The organism is Citrobacter werkmanii (assembly GCF_008693645.1).
Taxonomy (GTDB): Bacteria; Pseudomonadota; Gammaproteobacteria; order Enterobacterales; family Enterobacteriaceae; genus Citrobacter; species Citrobacter werkmanii.
Genome location: NZ_CP044101.1, coordinates 528,350 through 545,563, shown reverse-complemented (window position 1 = coordinate 545,563; position 17,214 = coordinate 528,350). Strand labels below are relative to the sequence as shown.

The 17,214-nt window shown below is 53.9% G+C and carries 16 protein-coding genes; 5 read left to right on the top strand and 11 right to left on the bottom strand.

Annotation, left to right across the window (positions count from 1 at the left end):
* Positions 1 to 59 precede the first annotated feature (59 nt).
* Complete coding sequence (gene dusA, locus FOB24_RS03295; protein ID WP_038636262.1) at positions 60 to 1,058, bottom strand: tRNA dihydrouridine(20/20a) synthase DusA; 999 nt, start codon at positions 1,056 to 1,058, stop codon at positions 60 to 62.
* Between the two features lie 106 nt (positions 1,059 to 1,164).
* The gene (locus tag FOB24_RS03290; RefSeq protein WP_038636260.1) at positions 1,165 to 1,653 is read right to left on the bottom strand and encodes a cupin domain-containing protein; all 489 of its coding nucleotides are present in this window, start codon (positions 1,651 to 1,653) and stop codon (positions 1,165 to 1,167) included.
* Positions 1,654 to 1,767: 114 nt separating this feature from the next.
* On the opposite strand from FOB24_RS03290, the gene zur reads away from it, so the two are divergent.
* Positions 1,768 to 2,286 carry a zinc uptake transcriptional repressor Zur gene (gene zur / locus FOB24_RS03285; RefSeq protein ID WP_038636258.1) on the top strand — a complete coding sequence of 173 codons (519 nt, stop codon included), beginning with the start codon at positions 1,768 to 1,770 and terminating at the stop codon, positions 2,284 to 2,286.
* Between the two features lie 41 nt (positions 2,287 to 2,327).
* On the opposite strand, the gene FOB24_RS03280 is transcribed toward zur, so the two are convergent.
* From FOB24_RS03280 to FOB24_RS03265, 4 genes are all read right to left on the bottom strand, one after another.
* The gene (locus FOB24_RS03280) at positions 2,328 to 2,537 is read right to left on the bottom strand and encodes a CsbD family protein (protein WP_006688302.1); all 210 of its coding nucleotides are present in this window, start codon (positions 2,535 to 2,537) and stop codon (positions 2,328 to 2,330) included.
* Positions 2,538 to 2,668: 131 nt separating this feature from the next.
* Complete coding sequence (dinF, locus tag FOB24_RS03275) at positions 2,669 to 3,994, bottom strand: MATE family efflux transporter DinF (RefSeq protein WP_150344505.1); 1,326 nt, start codon at positions 3,992 to 3,994, stop codon at positions 2,669 to 2,671.
* A gap of 131 nt (positions 3,995 to 4,125) precedes the next feature.
* On the bottom strand, positions 4,126 to 4,734 hold the full coding sequence (lexA, locus tag FOB24_RS03270) for a transcriptional repressor LexA (RefSeq protein WP_003826596.1): 609 nt from the start codon (positions 4,732 to 4,734) through the stop codon (positions 4,126 to 4,128).
* Between the two features lie 110 nt (positions 4,735 to 4,844).
* The gene (locus tag FOB24_RS03265) at positions 4,845 to 5,213 is read right to left on the bottom strand and encodes a diacylglycerol kinase (protein WP_003826594.1); all 369 of its coding nucleotides are present in this window, start codon (positions 5,211 to 5,213) and stop codon (positions 4,845 to 4,847) included.
* A gap of 171 nt (positions 5,214 to 5,384) precedes the next feature.
* On the opposite strand from FOB24_RS03265, the gene plsB reads away from it, so the two are divergent.
* On the top strand, positions 5,385 to 7,805 hold the full coding sequence (gene plsB / locus FOB24_RS03260; RefSeq protein WP_038636254.1) for a glycerol-3-phosphate 1-O-acyltransferase PlsB: 2,421 nt from the start codon (positions 5,385 to 5,387) through the stop codon (positions 7,803 to 7,805).
* Between the two features lie 54 nt (positions 7,806 to 7,859).
* Here the strand turns inward: plsB and ubiA are convergent, their stop codons facing one another.
* From ubiA to malK, 5 genes are all read right to left on the bottom strand, one after another.
* On the bottom strand, positions 7,860 to 8,732 hold the full coding sequence (gene ubiA / locus FOB24_RS03255) for a 4-hydroxybenzoate octaprenyltransferase (protein ID WP_003826589.1): 873 nt from the start codon (positions 8,730 to 8,732) through the stop codon (positions 7,860 to 7,862).
* A gap of 13 nt (positions 8,733 to 8,745) precedes the next feature.
* A complete protein-coding gene (gene ubiC, locus FOB24_RS03250) occupies positions 8,746 to 9,243 on the bottom strand; it encodes a chorismate lyase (protein ID WP_038636252.1) in 498 nt (165 codons plus the stop codon).
* 180 nt (positions 9,244 to 9,423) lie between these two features.
* Positions 9,424 to 10,371, bottom strand: coding sequence for a maltose operon protein MalM (malM, locus tag FOB24_RS03245; protein WP_069325183.1), 948 nt, complete (start codon positions 10,369 to 10,371; stop codon positions 9,424 to 9,426).
* Positions 10,372 to 10,484: 113 nt separating this feature from the next.
* A complete protein-coding gene (locus tag FOB24_RS03240) occupies positions 10,485 to 11,840 on the bottom strand; it encodes a maltoporin (protein WP_038636248.1) in 1,356 nt (451 codons plus the stop codon).
* 91 nt (positions 11,841 to 11,931) lie between these two features.
* Positions 11,932 to 13,041: a maltose/maltodextrin ABC transporter ATP-binding protein MalK gene (malK, locus tag FOB24_RS03235; protein WP_038636246.1), complete on the bottom strand. Its 1,110-nt coding sequence runs from the start codon at positions 13,039 to 13,041 to the stop codon at positions 11,932 to 11,934.
* A 360-nt stretch (positions 13,042 to 13,401) separates the two neighbouring features.
* Between malK and malE the strand changes: the two genes are divergently transcribed.
* From malE to malG, 3 genes are all read left to right on the top strand, one after another.
* The gene (malE, locus tag FOB24_RS03230) at positions 13,402 to 14,592 is read left to right on the top strand and encodes a maltose/maltodextrin ABC transporter substrate-binding protein MalE (protein WP_032940895.1); all 1,191 of its coding nucleotides are present in this window, start codon (positions 13,402 to 13,404) and stop codon (positions 14,590 to 14,592) included.
* 130 nt (positions 14,593 to 14,722) lie between these two features.
* Positions 14,723 to 16,267: a maltose ABC transporter permease MalF gene (malF, locus tag FOB24_RS03225; RefSeq protein WP_038636244.1), complete on the top strand. Its 1,545-nt coding sequence runs from the start codon at positions 14,723 to 14,725 to the stop codon at positions 16,265 to 16,267.
* Between the two features lie 14 nt (positions 16,268 to 16,281).
* Positions 16,282 to 17,172 carry a maltose ABC transporter permease MalG gene (gene malG, locus FOB24_RS03220; protein WP_038636242.1) on the top strand — a complete coding sequence of 297 codons (891 nt, stop codon included), beginning with the start codon at positions 16,282 to 16,284 and terminating at the stop codon, positions 17,170 to 17,172.
* Positions 17,173 to 17,214: the final 42 nt, after the last annotated feature.

Below are 17,214 nucleotides of genomic sequence, written 5' to 3'. Positions count from 1 at the left end.
CAAAACACCCTGTGACAACGCACAGGGTGTGGTGAAATTAACTAACTTTTAGTGAGAAACTAACGCTTATCAGCCACCAGCTTCAAAGCATGTTCCAGGACGTTAATATCGGCTCCGGCTTTATGCGCGTTCTCACTCAGGTAACGACGCCACTGACGTGCGCCGGGGATTCCCTGAAACAGTCCCAGCATATGGCGCGTCACATGCCCCAGATAAGTGCCCTGACTCAGTTCACGCTCAATATATGGGTACATGGCACGCACAACGGCGACCGGATCGGCATCATGAGTAGCGGCAGCAAAAATTTCGCGGTCGACCGACGCCAGAATTCCGGGATTTTGATAGGCTTCACGCCCCACCATCACGCCATCCATATGTTGCAGATGCTTTTTCGCTTCTTCCAGCGATTTAATACCGCCGTTGATCGACATCGTCAGATGCGGGAAATCACGCTTTAACTGATAAACACGGTCATAATCCAGCGGTGGGATCTCGCGGTTTTCCTTCGGGCTTAACCCGGACAGCCAGGCCTTGCGGGCGTGAATGATGAACATCTCGCATTCGCCGTTGCCAGATACCGTGTTGATGAAATCGCACAGGAATTCGTAGCTGTCTTGATCATCAATGCCGATTCGGGTCTTCACCGTCACCGGAATCGACACCACATCGCGCATCGCCTTGACGCAATCGGCGACCAGTTGCGCATTCCCCATCAGACAGGCGCCAAACATGCCATTCTGTACGCGGTCGGAAGGACAACCCACGTTGAGGTTAATTTCGTCATAGCCCCGCTGTTCAGCGAGCTTCGCACACTGCGCCAGCGCAGCCGGATCGCTCCCGCCCAGTTGCAACGCGACCGGATGTTCTTCTTCGCTATACGCCAGATAATCGCCTTTACCATGAATGATCGCGCCGGTAGTCACCATCTCCGTATACAGCAGCGTCTGGCGGGACAGTAAGCGCAAAAAGTAGCGGCAATGTCTGTCCGTCCAGTCGAGCATCGGCGCGATAGAAAAACGATGAGCGGGAAAAGCGGTAGACTGAGATTCAGGCAGCATGGCGAATATTCAAGCATCCGGTTAAAAAAGGGGCGCTACTATAGCATAGACCGATGCGATAGTGCGCCCCATCATCGTGGCTCGCACAGCATATTCTCACAGAGCGTTATTTGCGCCCCGGCTTGCCGTCATGTGGGCCAAAAAACTGCGGCGGATGGTCAACCCAGCGATCCTCGCGCGTGGCGGCATAGACCGGGTTAAGCGGGTAATAAATGCGATTATATTTTTTGTTTGCCTCACCCACGACCAGCAAGCGCACCTCTTCACTGGTGTTATTGATAAAGGTGTGGCATACCCCGGTTCCTGCCGGAAAACCGACGCTGTCGCCAGGTTCGAGCTTCCATAAATAGCCGTTAATCCAGGCTTCCGGATAACCTTCCAGCACATAGATAAACTCTTCTTCATCGCTTTCGGCATGAGGATAAGATGTGCGACGCCCCGGCGGCAGGCGTTCATGATGAATACCTAGTCTTCCTAACCCCAGTTTACGGGCAAGCGGCGCGCCAATAGCAAAAAGTTCATTGCTGTCGGGGTAGGTGGAGTCATCAGCCCCCTCCACCTCTCGCCAGTGGCGAATACAGTCGGGTCTTTTCATGTGGATTCTCCAGAATACGATGCGTCAGGTATAGCACACGGCGGCGGATCTCGGCGTTTTAAGCAGAACATGATAAAGTAAGGGATTAACCTTTCACACAAATCGAGGCGCCAAATGGACAAAACCACCACGCAGGAGTTATTGGCTCAAGCTGAAAAACTCTGTGCGCAACGCAACGTGCGGCTAACGCCACAGCGCCTCGAAGTGCTGCGCCTGATGAGCCTGCAGGAAGGCGCTATTAGCGCTTATGACCTGCTCGACCTGCTACGGGAAACCGAGCCGCAGGCCAAGCCACCGACCGTTTATCGTGCGCTCGATTTTCTGCTGGAACAAGGTTTTGTACATAAAGTGGAATCGACCAACAGCTACGTGCTGTGTCACCTGTTCGATCAACCGACCCACAGTTCTGCGATGTTTATTTGCGATCGCTGTGGCGTGGTAAAAGAAGAGTGTGCGGAAGGTGTGGAAGACATCATGCATATGCTGGCGGCAAAAATGGGTTTTGCTCTGCGGCATAACGTGATTGAAGCTCACGGGCTGTGCCCGGCATGCGTGGAGGTTGAAGCCTGTCGCCATCCAGGCGAATGTCAGCATGACCACTCAATTCTGGTGAAAAAGAAAGTCGGTCGCTAAGCCAGAGAGCGTACATCCTTGTACTCTCAGGAGGGGACTAATTACCAGCGGTAATCATTGCGGGTTTCCCAGTCAGTGACTTCTTTCTCCGCCTGATCTTTTGCATAACCGTAACGCTCCTGGACTTTACCGACCAGTTGGTCACGTTTGCCTTCAATGACCGTCATATCATCGTCGGTCAGTTTGCCCCATTGCTCTTTCACTTTACCTTTGAACTGTTTCCAGTTGCCGCCGACTTCGTCTTTATTCATCATCAAATCCTCATCGTTAGGTTGTGAATAGCCAGAGTATCTCGTCCAACTCCGCTATCTTTTCTGCTGGACGTGAGAATAAGTGTAGTCACTGATTCGGCATTCGATTCACTATTCAGAATTTTTAACCGTCAGGCTTCAACAAACCACGTCCCGTTGCGCCAGTGACGCCTCCAGATAAAGGCCAGTGAAAGCCCGCGCAGGGCGAGAAACACGGTGAGTGCCAGCCACAAACCGTGGTTACCCAGCAGCGGTAAAGCCAGTAACGTTAATGCGAATCCCACGGCGGCAACGGCCATGCTGTTGCGCATTTCTGCAGCCCGTGTTGCGCCAATAAACATACCGTCCAGCAAATAACACCAGACGCCAACCAGCGGCAAAATCACCTGCCAGATAAGATAGCGATCGGCCAGCAGTTGAATCTGCGGGAGCGAGGTTAGCAACGCTATAATGTGCTCGCCAAACAGGGCATAAACCAGCGAAAACAGAATCGCCACAAGACCGGACTGTCGACAGGCTGCGCGCCAGACATCCAGTAACTGGCTGCCATCCCGTGCGCCATAGGCCTGACCAGAATGCGCTTCAACGGCGTAGGCAAACCCGTCCAGCGCGTAGGCGGTAAAGGTCAGCAGGGTCATCAGAACGGCATTTACCGCAATGATATCGCTCCCCAGGCGCGCGCCCAGCACCGTAATGGCACCAAAACAGAGCTGCAGCAACAGCGAGCGCAGCATAATGTCACGGTTAAGCGCCAGTAAGCGGCGGAAATTGCCACGCCAGGCCTGTTTCAACATTGCCAGCGAAATTCCGCGCATATGCAGGACTTTGCGTACCATTAACAGACCGATCAGCAAGGTGGCATATTCGGCGGTGACCGTCGCCAGCGCCGCGCCCTGCACGTTCATATGCAGGCCCATCACCAGCCATAAGTCGAGCACAATATTGAGAACATTACCGACAATCAGCAGGATAACCGGCGCCCGCGCATACTGAACGCCAAGCAGCCAGCCGAGCAGCACCAGATTCGCCAGAGACGCGGGTGCGCTTAACCAACGGATTTCCAGGAAACGTCGGGCCTGCTCCAGTACCGCTTCACTTCCCCCGACAATATGCAGAGCCAGATCGATAATCGGCGTACGAAACAGTGCGATAAGCAGCCCCGCCCCCAGCGCCAGCATTAGCGGTTGCACCAGCGCACGCGCCAGTGCCTGCGGATCTTTCGCGCCAAATGCCTGGGCGGTAAGACCTGTGGTGCTCATACGTAAAAAAAGCAGCAGCATAAAGAGAAAACTGGTCGCGGTGGCGCCAACGGCAACGCCGCCAAGATAGACCGGACTATCCAGATGACCAATGACCGCGGTATCGACCAATCCCAGCAAGGGAACGGTGATATTGGAGAAGATCATCGGTAAGGCAAGACGCCAGAGTGCTTTGTCGGAGGAGGTAAAGAAAGGCATGAAATGGAGCCTGAAAAGAAGTTAGAGGTACTGGAAGATGTTGCCCTGGCCCGGTAAGCGCAGCGCCACCGGGCGAGTTGCCGGATGGCGACGCAAACGTCTTATCCGGCCTACAGGGACTCAACAGAGTATTACAGCCATTCCCCGTTACGAATGACGCCTACCGCCAGCCCTTCAATAGTGAAGTTTTGCTCGCGCAGGTCGACCACAATGGGTTTGAATTCGCTGTTTTCTGGCAGGAGTTCAACCTTGTTGCCCTGTTTTTTCAGGCGCTTCACCGTCACTTCGTCGTCAATGCGTGCGACAACAACCTGACCGTTACGCACATCCTGTGTTTTATGCACGGCCAGCAAATCACCGTCCATAATCCCGATGTCTTTCATCGACATACCGCTGACGCGCAGCAGAAAATCGGCGTTCGGTTTGAACAGTGAAGGATCGACCTGATAATGGCCTTCGATGTGTTGCTGCGCCAGAAGTGGCTCACCTGCCGCAACGCGACCGACAAGCGGTAAACCTTCTTCTTCTTCCTGCAACAGACGAATACCACGCGATGCGCCGGATACAATTTCCAGCACGCCTTTACGCGCCAGCGCTTTCAGATGTTCTTCAGCAGCGTTTGGGGAACGGAACCCCAAACGCTGCGCGATCTCCGCACGCGTCGGTGGCATACCTGTCTGGCTAATGTGATCTCTAATAAGATCAAACACCTCTTGCTGCCTGGCCGTTAACGCTTTCATTCCGCCCCCTGGGTGTATATACAGTTATGCTGTGAGTATATACAGCTAAAGGTGATTTTGGAACCGCAAACTGCGCAAAAAAACAGGAGAATGATGAAGTTGTGGAATCTTTATCGCAAATGCGACCACAACAGGATGCCCCAGGTGATCAAGGCGACAAAAATCGACAGCAATACCGCCGCCGACCCCATGTCTTTCGCACGACCAGACAGTTCGTGGTACTCGGAACCGATACGATCAACCACCGCCTCAATCGCACTATTGAGGATTTCAACGATCATCACCAGCATCACGGAACCAATCAGCAACACGCGCGTAATGGCGTCGACGTCCAGCCAGCAGGCGATGGCAACGCCTAGCAGAACGGCAACGCTTTCCTGACGAAATGCCGCCTCATTAATCCATGCGGCGCGAAAACCTTTCCAGGAATAGCCTGCAGCTTTGATAATTCGGGTGAATCCAGTGGTATTATTGGCCATCAAAAAGAACCTTTTTACATTATTAGCGTCAATGTCATTGTAACGTTACCCCGTTTGTTTCAGGGTGTGGCAAAGCAGCGCGAAGTATGACCGGATACACCAGAAATTCACTAAACTTTCTGATATCCTTGCAGCGCATTTGCATTATTAACCAGAGGCTTTACATCGTTTATGTCCGGCTGGCCACGAATTTACTACAAATTACTGAATTTACCATTAAGCGTACTGGTAAAAAGCAAGTCTATTCCGGCGGAACCCGCACCGGAATTGGGGCTCGATACTTCTCGCCCCATTATGTACGTCCTACCGTACAACTCCAAAGCAGACTTGCTGACGCTGCGCGCCCAATGTCTGGCGCACGATCTCCCGGATCCCCTGGAACCGCTGGAGATAGACGGAACTCTACTGCCGCGCTACGTGTTTATTCACGGCGGCCCACGTGTCTTCACCTATTACACGCCAAAAGAAGAGTCTATTAAGCTGTTCCATAACTACCTCGACTTGCATCGCAGCAATCCAGACCTGGATGTGCAGATGGTGCCGGTTTCGGTAATGTTTGGCCGTGCGCCTGGACGTGAAAAAGGCGAGGTCAACCCGCCGCTGCGTATGCTGAACGGCGTACAAAAATTCTTTGCTGTGTCCTGGCTGGGTCGCGACAGCTTTGTCCGCTTCTCCCCGTCGGTTTCCCTGCGTCGCATGGCGGATGAACACGGTACAGATAAAATTATCGCCCAGAAGCTGGCGCGCGTAGCGCGTATGCACTTTGCTCGCCAGCGCCTGGCCGCAGTCGGTCCGCGCCTCCCTGCCCGTCAGGATCTGTTTAACAAGCTGTTGGCCTCAAAAGCTATCGCGCGCGCGGTAGAAGATGAAGCGCGCAGTAAAAAAATCTCCCACGAAAAAGCGCAGCAAAATGCGATAGCGCTGATGGAAGAGATTGCCGCCAACTTCTCCTACGAGATGATCCGTCTGACAGACCGTATTCTGGGCTTTACCTGGAACCGTCTGTATCAGGGGATTAACGTTCATAATGCAGAGCGTGTACGCCAGTTGGCGCACGATGGCCACGAAATCGTCTATGTTCCGTGCCACCGCAGCCATATGGACTATATGCTGCTGTCGTACGTGCTGTATCATCAGGGTCTGGTTCCGCCGCACATCGCGGCAGGCATCAACCTGAATTTCTGGCCAGCAGGTCCGATCTTCCGCCGCCTGGGCGCGTTCTTTATTCGTCGTACCTTCAAGGGCAACAAGCTTTATTCCACCGTTTTCCGCGAATACCTGGGCGAGTTGTTCAGCCGCGGCTACTCGGTTGAGTACTTTGTCGAAGGCGGTCGTTCACGTACTGGTCGTTTGCTCGACCCGAAAACCGGCACGCTGTCGATGACCATTCAGGCGATGCTGCGCGGCGGTACGCGTCCGATTACCCTCGTACCGATCTACATCGGCTACGAGCACGTCATGGAAGTGGGCACGTATGCGAAAGAACTGCGGGGCGCGACGAAAGAGAAAGAGAGCCTGCCGCAAATGCTGCGTGGCTTAAGCAAGCTGCGTAATCTGGGTCAGGGTTACGTTAACTTTGGCGAGCCGATGCCGTTGATGACTTACCTCAACCAGCACGTGCCGGAGTGGCGTGAATCTATCGATCCTATCGAGTCTATCCGTCCTGCCTGGCTGACGCCGACGGTAAATAACATTGCCGCCGATCTGATGGTACGCATTAACAACGCAGGCGCGGCCAACGCCATGAACCTGTGCTGTACCGCGTTACTGGCTTCCCGCCAGCGCTCTCTGACCCGTGAGCAGTTGACTGAACAACTCGATTGCTATCTGAGTCTGCTGCGCAACGTACCGTATGCCCCGGATGCGACGGTTCCTGCGCAGAGCGCCAGTGAACTAATTGACCATGCCTTGCAGATGAACAAGTTTGAGGTCGAGAAAGACACCATTGGCGACATCATCATTCTGCCGCGCGAGCAGGCGGTATTGATGACGTACTACCGCAACAACATTGCGCATATGCTGGTTCTGCCTTCGTTAATGGCGGCCATCGTAACCCAGCATCGTCATATTTCACGCGCTGCGCTGCTGCAGCATATTGAAGCGCTATACCCAATGCTGAAAGCGGAGCTGTTTCTGCGCTGGGAGCGTGACGAACTCGCTGGCGTGATCGACGAACTGGCCAGCGAAATGCAGCGCCAGGGACTCATCACCCTGGACGATGACGAACTGCATATCAATCCGGCCCGCTCCCGTACGCTACAACTGCTGGCGGCGGGTGCTCGTGAGACGTTGCAGCGCTACGCTATTACCTTCTGGCTACTGAGCGCTAACCCATCTATCAACCGTGGTACGCTGGAGAAAGAGAGCCGCACCGTGGCTCAGCGTCTTTCTGTCCTGCACGGCATTAACGCGCCGGAATTCTTCGACAAGGCCGTGTTCAGCTCTCTGGTGCTGACGCTGCGTGACGAGGGATATATCAGCGATACCGGAGATGCCGAACCGGAAGAGACGATGAAGATCTATCAGATGCTGGCCGAACTGGTCACGTCGGATGTGCGTCTGACCATCGAGAGCGCCACACAAGGCGAGTAAGCATAAAAAAACCGGTCGAAATGACCGGTTTTTATTTTGCAGGCTAAGCCAAACTCAAAAATGCCAGTAGCTCATTGCCAGGCCTAAGAACAGCACCAGACCAACATAGTTATTGTTCATAAACGCTTTAAAGCAGGCGTCACGTTCACGGTTGACGATCAGTTTCTGCTGATACACAAACAGCGCCCCAGCCACTAACAGAGACCAGTAATAGCCCAGCCCCAACCCGTTTAACCAGCCCACCAGCGCCATCAGCACCAGCACGCCCACCTGCAGAATACCAATAATCAGCTTGTCGTTCTGGCCGAACAGAATCGCGGTCGATTTAATACCGATCTTCAGGTCATCATCGCGGTCAACCATTGCATACTGCGTATCATAGGCCACCGCCCAGAGGATATTGGCGAGGAACATCAGCCAGCAGCTCAGCGGTACGGACTCGCTCACGGCGGCGAACGCCATCGGGATCGACCAGCCAAACGCCGCCCCCAGCACCACCTGCGGCAGATGCGTATAGCGCTTCATAAACGGGTAAACCCACGCCAGCGCTAATGCCGCAACGGACAACAAAATGGTCATCGTATTAAGCGTCAATACCAGCAGGAAGGCCAGCAATACCAGTACGACAAACAGCGTTCGGGCTTCTTTCTCGGTGACAGCCCCGCTCGGCAGCGGTCGATTCGCAGTACGCTTAACGTGGCCGTCAAACTTCCTGTCGGCATAGTCATTCACCACGCATCCGGCAGCGCGCATTAACCATACGCCGGCGACAAAAACCGCCAGGATCCACAGTTGCGGCATGCCAGGGGTTGCTACCCATAATGCCCACAGCGTAGGCCAGAGCAGCAGTAAGGCGCCGATTGGCTTATCCGTACGCATCAAGCGGTGAAACGCCAGCAGCTTATTCTGCGTCAGACTCCACTCCATCTTTATCTTCCTCTCAGTACAACGGCGATGCAGGCAGAAAAAGCTCGGTAAGCATCAACGGCTTACCGCTCAGCCGCAGGCGGGAACGACGCCCCCACAGCGCTGCATCGCGGCCAATCTCAATAAAATCTCGGGTCAATGTCGATGACGTAAACAGGTAGCGTCCGAGCGGGGTTTTCCCCAGGTTTTGTAAGGCCAGTTCAGGGCCACACAGGGTGGATTCAGGCACCACGGTACGCCCGGCAAGCCAGGGTTCACCATCCGCGCATAACAGGATTTCGCGTAACCAATAGCGGGACTCTTTAGGCAGCAGCGTCAGTTCTTCAGCCACCTCATTTTGCCCAACGAACGCTTCGCGAATCAACGTGACGGTGACTTCTTTGCCCTGCTGCTCAAAACGTTTGGTCATGGAATCTTCCAGTAACAACCAGTCGAGCAGTTGCGGGTCCAGCGCCGGGATCGCATCAAAATAACGCAGCGCACGCAGTTGCGTTAACGCAGGGTGTGGCATGCCTTACTCTCCGATTTATAACCTAAAGGCATTGTATCGCAGAAAAGGCATTACGGGGTGAGCAAACACAATTAAGTGATCGGCAGAGCAACATAAGCGTAACAATTCGCACTGAAGGATAAAAAAAGGTGCGCCAGGAGACGCACCAGTTGTTGCAAAATCAACAATGTGGGGTGATGTTTACCCCTTGCCTTTTACACTGCTGATAAAGGTGGATCGGGCTGATTTGGATCCCAGACGTTCAGCTTCATCAAGCAGCTTCAGCGCTTTATCGACATCGCCTTTCGCCACGGCATCCTTAATCGCCTGATTAAAATAGCTTTCGGTGTCGTTCAGCATCGGCTCACTTTTCTTCACCGGCTGCGGCGCAGGAGCGGCAACCGCTGCTGCCGGAGCAGCATAAGTCACTGCAGGCGCTGCGGTATTGCCGACAGTGACAGGGCCAGGGCCGGAAGAACCGAACAGCGGCCCGACCAACACACTGGAGGACGAGCTGGTTTTGACTTTCAATTTCAACAGACCATCGGTGGTATGACGCGCGATCGGGTCCGGAATATCGGGAACGGCGTTACCGACGCCCTTGGCATAGGCTTTTGCCGGATCAAGCAGGGTCGTGGTCTGCTGGAGGTCTTTATCCGTCGTAAAGACCAGAACATAAAGCTTTTGCTGGCCCAGCGCTGGCGTCAGACGCATTACGCCTTCCAAGCGATCGGCACTCATTACGCCGGGCTCCTGGTAGGTGAAATAGCTGCTGGGGAAGAACGCAGATGGCGTCATGTTCTGATCAAGAATTAAGACGTTTGGCGCAAATACGCTGGTTTGTTTGTTTACTTCACTGGTTAGCGTCAGAGTTAGCTCGCCAATATTGGCCGGTACGCTCCAGGCCGCGACCGGACCGGTAATTCCAGCAACATCCAAACGCTGGCCCGCGCTCGCAAGCTGCGTGGACTGAGTTTTGGATTGATCAACAGGCGTCCAGGTTAGCTGTTGCAACGCTGCAGTGGGAATAGCAGGCGCCGCGGTAGTGTTCTGCGGAACAATATTCACATCGGCCAGGCTGATGCCAGGCGCGCTGGCAAATAACCCTGCAGATAAACAAAGGGCAACGAGACTTTTCTTCATTTTCATTGTTATCACCTCAGATAGCATGGGTTCAGCGGTGGCCAGGCAATAGCGCGCTAAACCGTAATCAAGAGGGGCTTACGCCCCTCTTTCGGTCTTTACGTCAGGTTAGTGCTGAATTACCACCAGATTTCCATCTGAGCACCGAAGGACCACTCATCGCTGTCGCCACGGCTGGTGGTGCTGATACCAGAGTTCGTTGCAGCTGCGTATTTGGTTACGTCGTTACCATTTTTGACGTAGCCCCACTCCTCATCCCACTTGGCATAGGTTGCGAAGACACGAATTGCCGGGCGGGACCAGATGCTGTCGCCAGCCTGCCACTGTTGCGCGAGGGTGATTTTGTACTGGCTGTTGCGATCGCCAGTCTGCTGAGATTTGACGTTGTCGTAGCCGACTTCCATCAGGGTGCTCATGATTGGCGTCCATTTGTACATCGGGCGGATACCGACGGTGTACCATTCGGTACCCAGATCGTTATCCATATCGAGGTTCTGGTACATACCGACGTACATCAGATCCCATTTGTCGCCCAGGGAGATGGCGCCGTGGTCGAGAATACGCACCAGGCTACCGTTGTTATTAATCACGTTATTGGCGTAATTGGTTTTACTACCATCTGGATTAGTAATGGTGAAGGAAGAAGAACCGTAAGACCCCTGGTTCAAACCTTTACCCTGCGTGGTCATGGAGTCTGTCGCGTACTGAACAACAAACTTGTTGTAGCCCTTCAGCATGCTCTGAGTATGTTCAGCGGTGAACATCCAGCCATCTTTTGATGCGCCGTCTGCCAGGCTGTAATCATCTGTCGTATTCGCACGACCGTAGTCAACACCCAGTTCCAACATACCGTCAGTGTTCGTTGCCAACTGCGCTAAACGAACGTCAAATACGTCGTTGGCGGTATCTTTGGTACGATCATAGATATTCTGGCTGCTGAACGCGTATGAACCACCCGCTTCCTGAGAACGGCTCGCGGCCAGAGACAGTTTACCGAAGCCCAGATCGATGTTTTCAATACCGGCGCCAGGACCTGAAATATCCCAGTAGTAGAAGTCGATCATGTGCACGTCATGACGTTGGTAGAAGCGCTTACCGGCCCAGATAGTAGAGCCTGGCAGCCATTCAATCAGGTTTTTACCCTGCACGTTGGCTTCACGGAAGGCTGGATCAGTTCCTTCCCAGTCATTCTGCTGTGCTACGGAGTAGGCGACGTTGGTGTCGAAGTAGAAGCTCTTATCGCCTTCTTTCCACACTTCCTGACCTAATTTGATTTCCGCATAGGTTTCACATTCGTTACCGAGACGGTATTTACTTTGTGCACCTGTTGCCTGGAAACATTGTTGTTCGCCGCCGCTACCCGTCCAGCCGATACCGGAACGAGCATAACCATGGAAATCCACAGCCATTGCCTGAACAGACATAATGCCTGCTGCCACAGCAACCGCCAGAGGAAGTTTGCGCAGAGTAATCATCGTTCTATCTCCTGAGATCATTGCTTTTCTTTAAACGCTGCCACCTTCTGAAACTGCGAATGGTTTTGCGTTTCGTTTTTTTATGGGGACCTTAAACGCCCGGCTCTTGGTGCAACCGACGACATGCAGTGCCATCCTCACGGAACAGATGGCAACGCTCTGGCGGCAGGCCGATAGCGAATGTGGCACCCTCTTCTACCAACACCACGTCGTTCTGGCGGTAAACCAGGTTTTGACGGATGGCGGGGATCTGGATATGAATTTGTGTTTCGTGACCAAGTTGTTCGACCACCTGGACTTCACCTTCAAGGGTGACATCGGCGATTTCGCTGGGCAGCAGATGTTCCGGGCGGATACCTAAAGACATATTGGCACCCACCTGAACGCGGGCACTGTCGACGGGTAACCAGACTTGCTGGCGGTTTGGTAATTCAACCTGCACCTGATCAATTGCCGTTGCGGTAACTTTCACCGGCAGGAAGTTCATCTTTGGCGAACCGATAAAGCCCGCGACAAAGCGGTCGGCAGGATAGTGGTACAGCTCCAGGGGTTTACCGACCTGCGCCACACGACCGGCATCCAACACCACAATTTTGTCTGCCAGGGTCATCGCTTCGACCTGATCGTGGGTGACGTAAATCATCGTGCGGCCAAGACGTTTATGCAGGCGGGAGATTTCAATACGCATCTGGACGCGCAGCGCGGCGTCAAGGTTCGACAACGGTTCGTCCAGCAGGAATACTCGCGGCTCGGCAACCAACGTACGGCCAATCGCCACACGCTGACGTTGGCCGCCGGAAAGCGCTTTCGGTTTACGGTCCAGCAGGTGCGCCAGTTGCAGAACTTCAGCTACCTGATTAACGCGCTGGTTCATTACCTCTTTTTTCGCGCCGGCCAGTTTGAGGCCGAACGACATGTTTTCCGCGACGGATAAATGGGGGTATAACGCATAGGACTGGAAGACCATGCCCACACCGCGTTCGGCGGGTGGAATGTCGTTCATCCGGGTCTCCCCGATAAACAGGTCGCCGCTGGTGATGGTTTCAAGTCCGGCGATCATACGCAGCAAGGTCGACTTACCACAGCCTGACGGTCCGACAAACACCACGAACTCCCCTTCGTGAATGTCGAGATTGATATCCTTCGATACCACCACGTCACCCCAGGCTTTCGTTACATTTCGCAGCTGTACGCTCGCCATGCCCTTCTCCCTTCGTTACAACCTGTCATCGACAGCAACATTCATGATGGACTGACTATGCGTTATCCCTCACGGGCGTGAATCCTCCACCCCCCAGCTTTTTTATGGGGGAGGAGGCGGGAGGATGAGAGCGCAGCGTCTGAGACCCGGACCACCAGCCTCAGAGGAATTTCGTGATGCAGCTTGCAAAAATGGGTGGGGTTTTATGTGCGCCAGTGCGCAATACTCACATTTATGTAACACAGATCACATAAAGAACGGGTGGGGCGTAGGTGTAAGGAGGATGGAAAGAGGTTGCCGTATAAAGAAACTAGTACCCGTTAAGCCACCTCTGCAAAATCACCAAACAGGATGGGAACTATGAATATCAAAACTGGCGCACGCATCCTCGCATTGTCTGCATTAACGACGATGATGTTTTCCGCCTCGGCTCTCGCCAAGATTGAAGAAGGTAAGTTGGTCATCTGGATTAACGGCGACAAAGGCTATAACGGCCTCGCTGAAGTGGGTAAAAAATTCGAGAAAGACACGGGTATCAAAGTTACCATTGAGCACCCGGACAAGCTGGAAGAGAAGTTCCCGCAGGTTGCCGCGACTGGCGACGGCCCGGACATCATCTTCTGGGCGCATGACCGTTTTGGCGGCTACGCACAATCTGGCCTGCTGGCTGAAATCACCCCAGACAAAGCGTTCCAGGACAAGCTCTATCCGTTCACCTGGGATGCCGTACGCTATAACGGCAAACTGATTGCGTACCCGATCGCCGTGGAAGCGCTGTCGCTGATTTACAACAAAGACCTCGTTCCGAACCCACCGAAAACCTGGGAAGAAATTCCGGCGCTGGATAAAGAGCTGAAAGCGAAAGGTAAATCCGCGCTGATGTTCAACCTGCAAGAACCGTACTTCACCTGGCCGCTGATTGCCGCCGACGGCGGTTACGCGTTCAAGTTTGAAAACGGCAAGTACGACGTGAAAGACGTGGGCGTGGATAGCGCTGGCGCGAAAGCGGGCCTGACCTTCCTGGTCGACCTGATCAAAAACAAACACATGAATGCGGATACCGACTACTCCATCGCCGAAGCGGCCTTTAACAAAGGCGATACCGCGATGACCATCAACGGTCCGTGGGCGTGGTCCAACATCGATAAGAGCAAGGTGAACTACGGCGTTACGCTGCTGCCAACCTTCAAAGGCAAGCCGTCTAAACCGTTCGTTGGCGTACTGAGCGCGGGTATCAACGCCGCCAGCCCGAACAAAGAACTGGCGAAAGAGTTCCTCGAAAACTACCTGTTGACCGACCAGGGTCTGGATGAAGTGAACAAGGACAAACCACTGGGCGCGGTTGCGCTGAAATCCTTCCAGGAACAGTTAGCGAAAGACCCGCGTATCGCGGCCACCATGGATAACGCCCAGAAAGGCGAAATCATGCCGAACATCCCGCAGATGTCCGCATTCTGGTATGCCGTGCGTACCGCAGTGATCAACGCCGCCAGCGGTCGTCAGACCGTCGATGCCGCGCTGAAAGACGCGCAGGGTCGTATCACCAAGTAATACAGTTGTGAACGTGCCGGATGGCGGCATACATGCCTTATCCGGCCTACAACGTATGTAGGCCTGATAAGCGCAGCGCCATCAGGCACGCTGACCAACAGGTTTTCATTGTTGTTGAGGATTGAACCCCATGGATGTCATTAAAAAGAAACACTGGTGGCAAAGCGACATGCTGAAATGGTCAGTAATGGGTCTGCTTGGTCTGCTGGTCGGTTACCTTGTTGTTTTGATGTACGCTCAGGGGGAGTATCTGTTTGCCATCATGACGCTCATTTTAAGCTCTGTTGGCCTGTATATTTTCGCTAACCGTAAAGCCTATGCCTGGCGCTATGTTTATCCTGGCGTGGCCGGTATGGGGCTGTTTGTCCTGTTTCCGCTCATTTGTACCATCGCCATTGCTTTTACCAACTACAGCAGCACCAACCAACTGACCTTTGAACGTGCTCAACAAGTCCTGATGGATCGTTCTTATCAGGCAGGTAAAACTTACAACTTTGGCCTGTATCCGGCGGGTGATGAGTGGCAACTGGCCCTCACCGACGGTGAAACGGGAAAAAATTATGTTTCCGACGCCTTTAAATTTGGCGGCGAACAGAAGCTGCAGTTAAAAGAAACCGAGGCGCTGCCAGCGGGCGAACGTGCGACGCTGCGCATCATCACCCAAAATCGTCAGGCGCTGACTCAGCTAACAGCCATTCTGCCGGACGAAAGCAAAGTCATCATGAGTTCACTGCGTCAGTTCTCCGGTACGCAGCCGCTCTACTCCCTGGCCGATGATGGGACGCTCACCAACAACCAAAGCGGCGTGAAGTACCGCGCTAATAACGATATTGGTTATTATCAGGCCATTAACGCAGACGGTAGCTGGGGTACTGAAAAACTCAGCCCGGGCTATACCGTCACCATCGGCTGGGACAATTTCACCCGCGTATTTACCGACGAGGGCATCCAGAAACCGTTCTTCGCCATCTTTGTCTGGACGGTAGTGTTCTCAGTCCTGACGGTGATTCTGACCGTGGCTGTAGGTATGGTGCTGGCCTGTCTGGTGCAGTGGGAATCTCTGAAGGGCAAAGCGATTTACCGCGTCCTGCTGATTCTGCCCTACGCCGTACCGTCGTTTATCTCGATTCTGATTTTCAAAGGGCTGTTCAACCAGAGTTTTGGTGAAATCAACATGATGCTCAGCGCGCTGTTTGGTATCAAGCCGGCCTGGTTTAGCGATCCAACCACCGCGCGTTCGATGATTATCATCGTTAACACCTGGCTGGGTTATCCGTACATGATGATCCTGTGCATGGGGCTGCTGAAAGCGATTCCTGACGATCTGTATGAAGCCTCGGCAATGGACGGCGCGGGTCCGTTCCAGAACTTCTTTAAAATTACATTACCGCTGCTGATTAAGCCGCTGACGCCGCTGATGATCGCCAGCTTCGCCTTTAACTTTAATAACTTCGTGCTGATTCAACTGTTAACCAACGGCGGCCCGGATCGCCTCGGTACCACCACGCCTGCCGGTTACACCGACCTGCTCGTCAGCTACACCTACCGTATCGCCTTTGAAGGCGGCGGCGGTCAGGACTTCGGTCTGGCGGCGGCGATTGCCACGCTGATCTTCCTGCTGGTAGGCGCACTGGCCATCGTGAACCTGAAAGCCACGCGTATGAAGTTTGATTAAGGGAGATAACGACAATGGCTATGGTCCAACCGAAATCACAAAAGTTACGTTTATTCGCAACGCACTTAGGGCTGCTGATTTTTATCGCGGCGATCATGTTCCCGCTGCTGATGGTCATCGCCATTTCGCTGCGTGAAGGTAACTTCGCTACCGGCAGCCTGATCCCGGATAATATTTCCTGGGAACACTGGAAACTGGCGCTGGGCTTTAGCGTAGAACATGCGGATGGCCGCGTCACTCCGCCGCCGTTCCCGGTACTGCTGTGGTTGTGGAACTCGGTGAAGGTCGCCACCATTACCGCGATTGGTATTGTGACGCTTTCCACGACTTGTGCTTACGCCTTTGCCCGTATGCGCTTCCCGGGTAAAGCGACCCTGCTGAAAGGGATGCTAATCTTCCAGATGTTCCCGGCGGTGCTGTCTCTGGTCGCGTTGTACGCCTTGTTTGACCGCCTGGGCCAGTACATTCCATTTATCGGCCTGAACACTCACGGCGGCGTGATCTTCGCCTATCTCGGCGGTATCGCGCTGCATGTGTGGACAATTAAGGGCTATTTTGAAACCATCGACGGTTCGCTGGAAGAAGCGGCCGCGCTGGATGGCGCCACGCCGTGGCAGGCATTCCGCCTGGTACTGCTGCCGCTTTCCGTACCAATTCTGGCGGTCGTGTTTATTCTGTCATTCATTGCCGCTATTACTGAAGTACCGGTCGCGTCACTGCTGCTGCGTGATGTGAACAGCTACACCCTTGCGGTTGGTATGCAGCAGTACCTCAATCCACAGAACTACTTGTGGGGCGACTTTGCCGCCGCAGCTGTACTTTCCGCTATTCCGATCACTCTGGTGTTCCTGCTGGCACAGCGCTGGCTGGTCAACGGCCTGACGGCGGGTGGTGTGAAAGGTTAAGTTTTATCGAAGTACCTGCCCGGCAACGGGCAATGCCACTGC

What these genes read in the sequence shown, in the direction of transcription:
- dinF (WP_150344505.1), bottom strand. Translation starts at nt 3,994, where the DNA reads ATGCCTTTCTTTACCTCCTCCGACAAAGCACTCTGGCGTCTTGCCTTA.
- zur (WP_038636258.1), top strand. Translation starts at nt 1,768, where the DNA reads ATGGACAAAACCACCACGCAGGAGTTATTGGCTCAAGCTGAAAAACTC.
- lexA (WP_003826596.1), bottom strand. Translation starts at nt 4,734, where the DNA reads ATGAAAGCGTTAACGGCCAGGCAGCAAGAGGTGTTTGATCTTATTAGA.
- malK (WP_038636246.1), bottom strand. Translation starts at nt 13,041, where the DNA reads ATGGCGAGCGTACAGCTGCGAAATGTAACGAAAGCCTGGGGTGACGTG.
- FOB24_RS03280 (WP_006688302.1), bottom strand. Translation starts at nt 2,537, where the DNA reads ATGAATAAAGACGAAGTCGGCGGCAACTGGAAACAGTTCAAAGGTAAA.
- dusA (WP_038636262.1), bottom strand. Translation starts at nt 1,058, where the DNA reads ATGCTGCCTGAATCTCAGTCTACCGCTTTTCCCGCTCATCGTTTTTCT.
- FOB24_RS03240 (WP_038636248.1), bottom strand. Translation starts at nt 11,840, where the DNA reads ATGATTACTCTGCGCAAACTTCCTCTGGCGGTTGCTGTGGCAGCAGGC.
- FOB24_RS03290 (WP_038636260.1), bottom strand. Translation starts at nt 1,653, where the DNA reads ATGAAAAGACCCGACTGTATTCGCCACTGGCGAGAGGTGGAGGGGGCT.
- malE (WP_032940895.1), top strand. Translation starts at nt 13,402, where the DNA reads ATGAATATCAAAACTGGCGCACGCATCCTCGCATTGTCTGCATTAACG.
- FOB24_RS03265 (WP_003826594.1), bottom strand. Translation starts at nt 5,213, where the DNA reads ATGGCCAATAATACCACTGGATTCACCCGAATTATCAAAGCTGCAGGC.
- malM (WP_069325183.1), bottom strand. Translation starts at nt 10,371, where the DNA reads ATGAAAATGAAGAAAAGTCTCGTTGCCCTTTGTTTATCTGCAGGGTTA.
- plsB (WP_038636254.1), top strand. Translation starts at nt 5,385, where the DNA reads ATGTCCGGCTGGCCACGAATTTACTACAAATTACTGAATTTACCATTA.
- malF (WP_038636244.1), top strand. Translation starts at nt 14,723, where the DNA reads ATGGATGTCATTAAAAAGAAACACTGGTGGCAAAGCGACATGCTGAAA.
- ubiC (WP_038636252.1), bottom strand. Translation starts at nt 9,243, where the DNA reads ATGCCACACCCTGCGTTAACGCAACTGCGTGCGCTGCGTTATTTTGAT.
- ubiA (WP_003826589.1), bottom strand. Translation starts at nt 8,732, where the DNA reads ATGGAGTGGAGTCTGACGCAGAATAAGCTGCTGGCGTTTCACCGCTTG.
- malG (WP_038636242.1), top strand. Translation starts at nt 16,282, where the DNA reads ATGGCTATGGTCCAACCGAAATCACAAAAGTTACGTTTATTCGCAACG.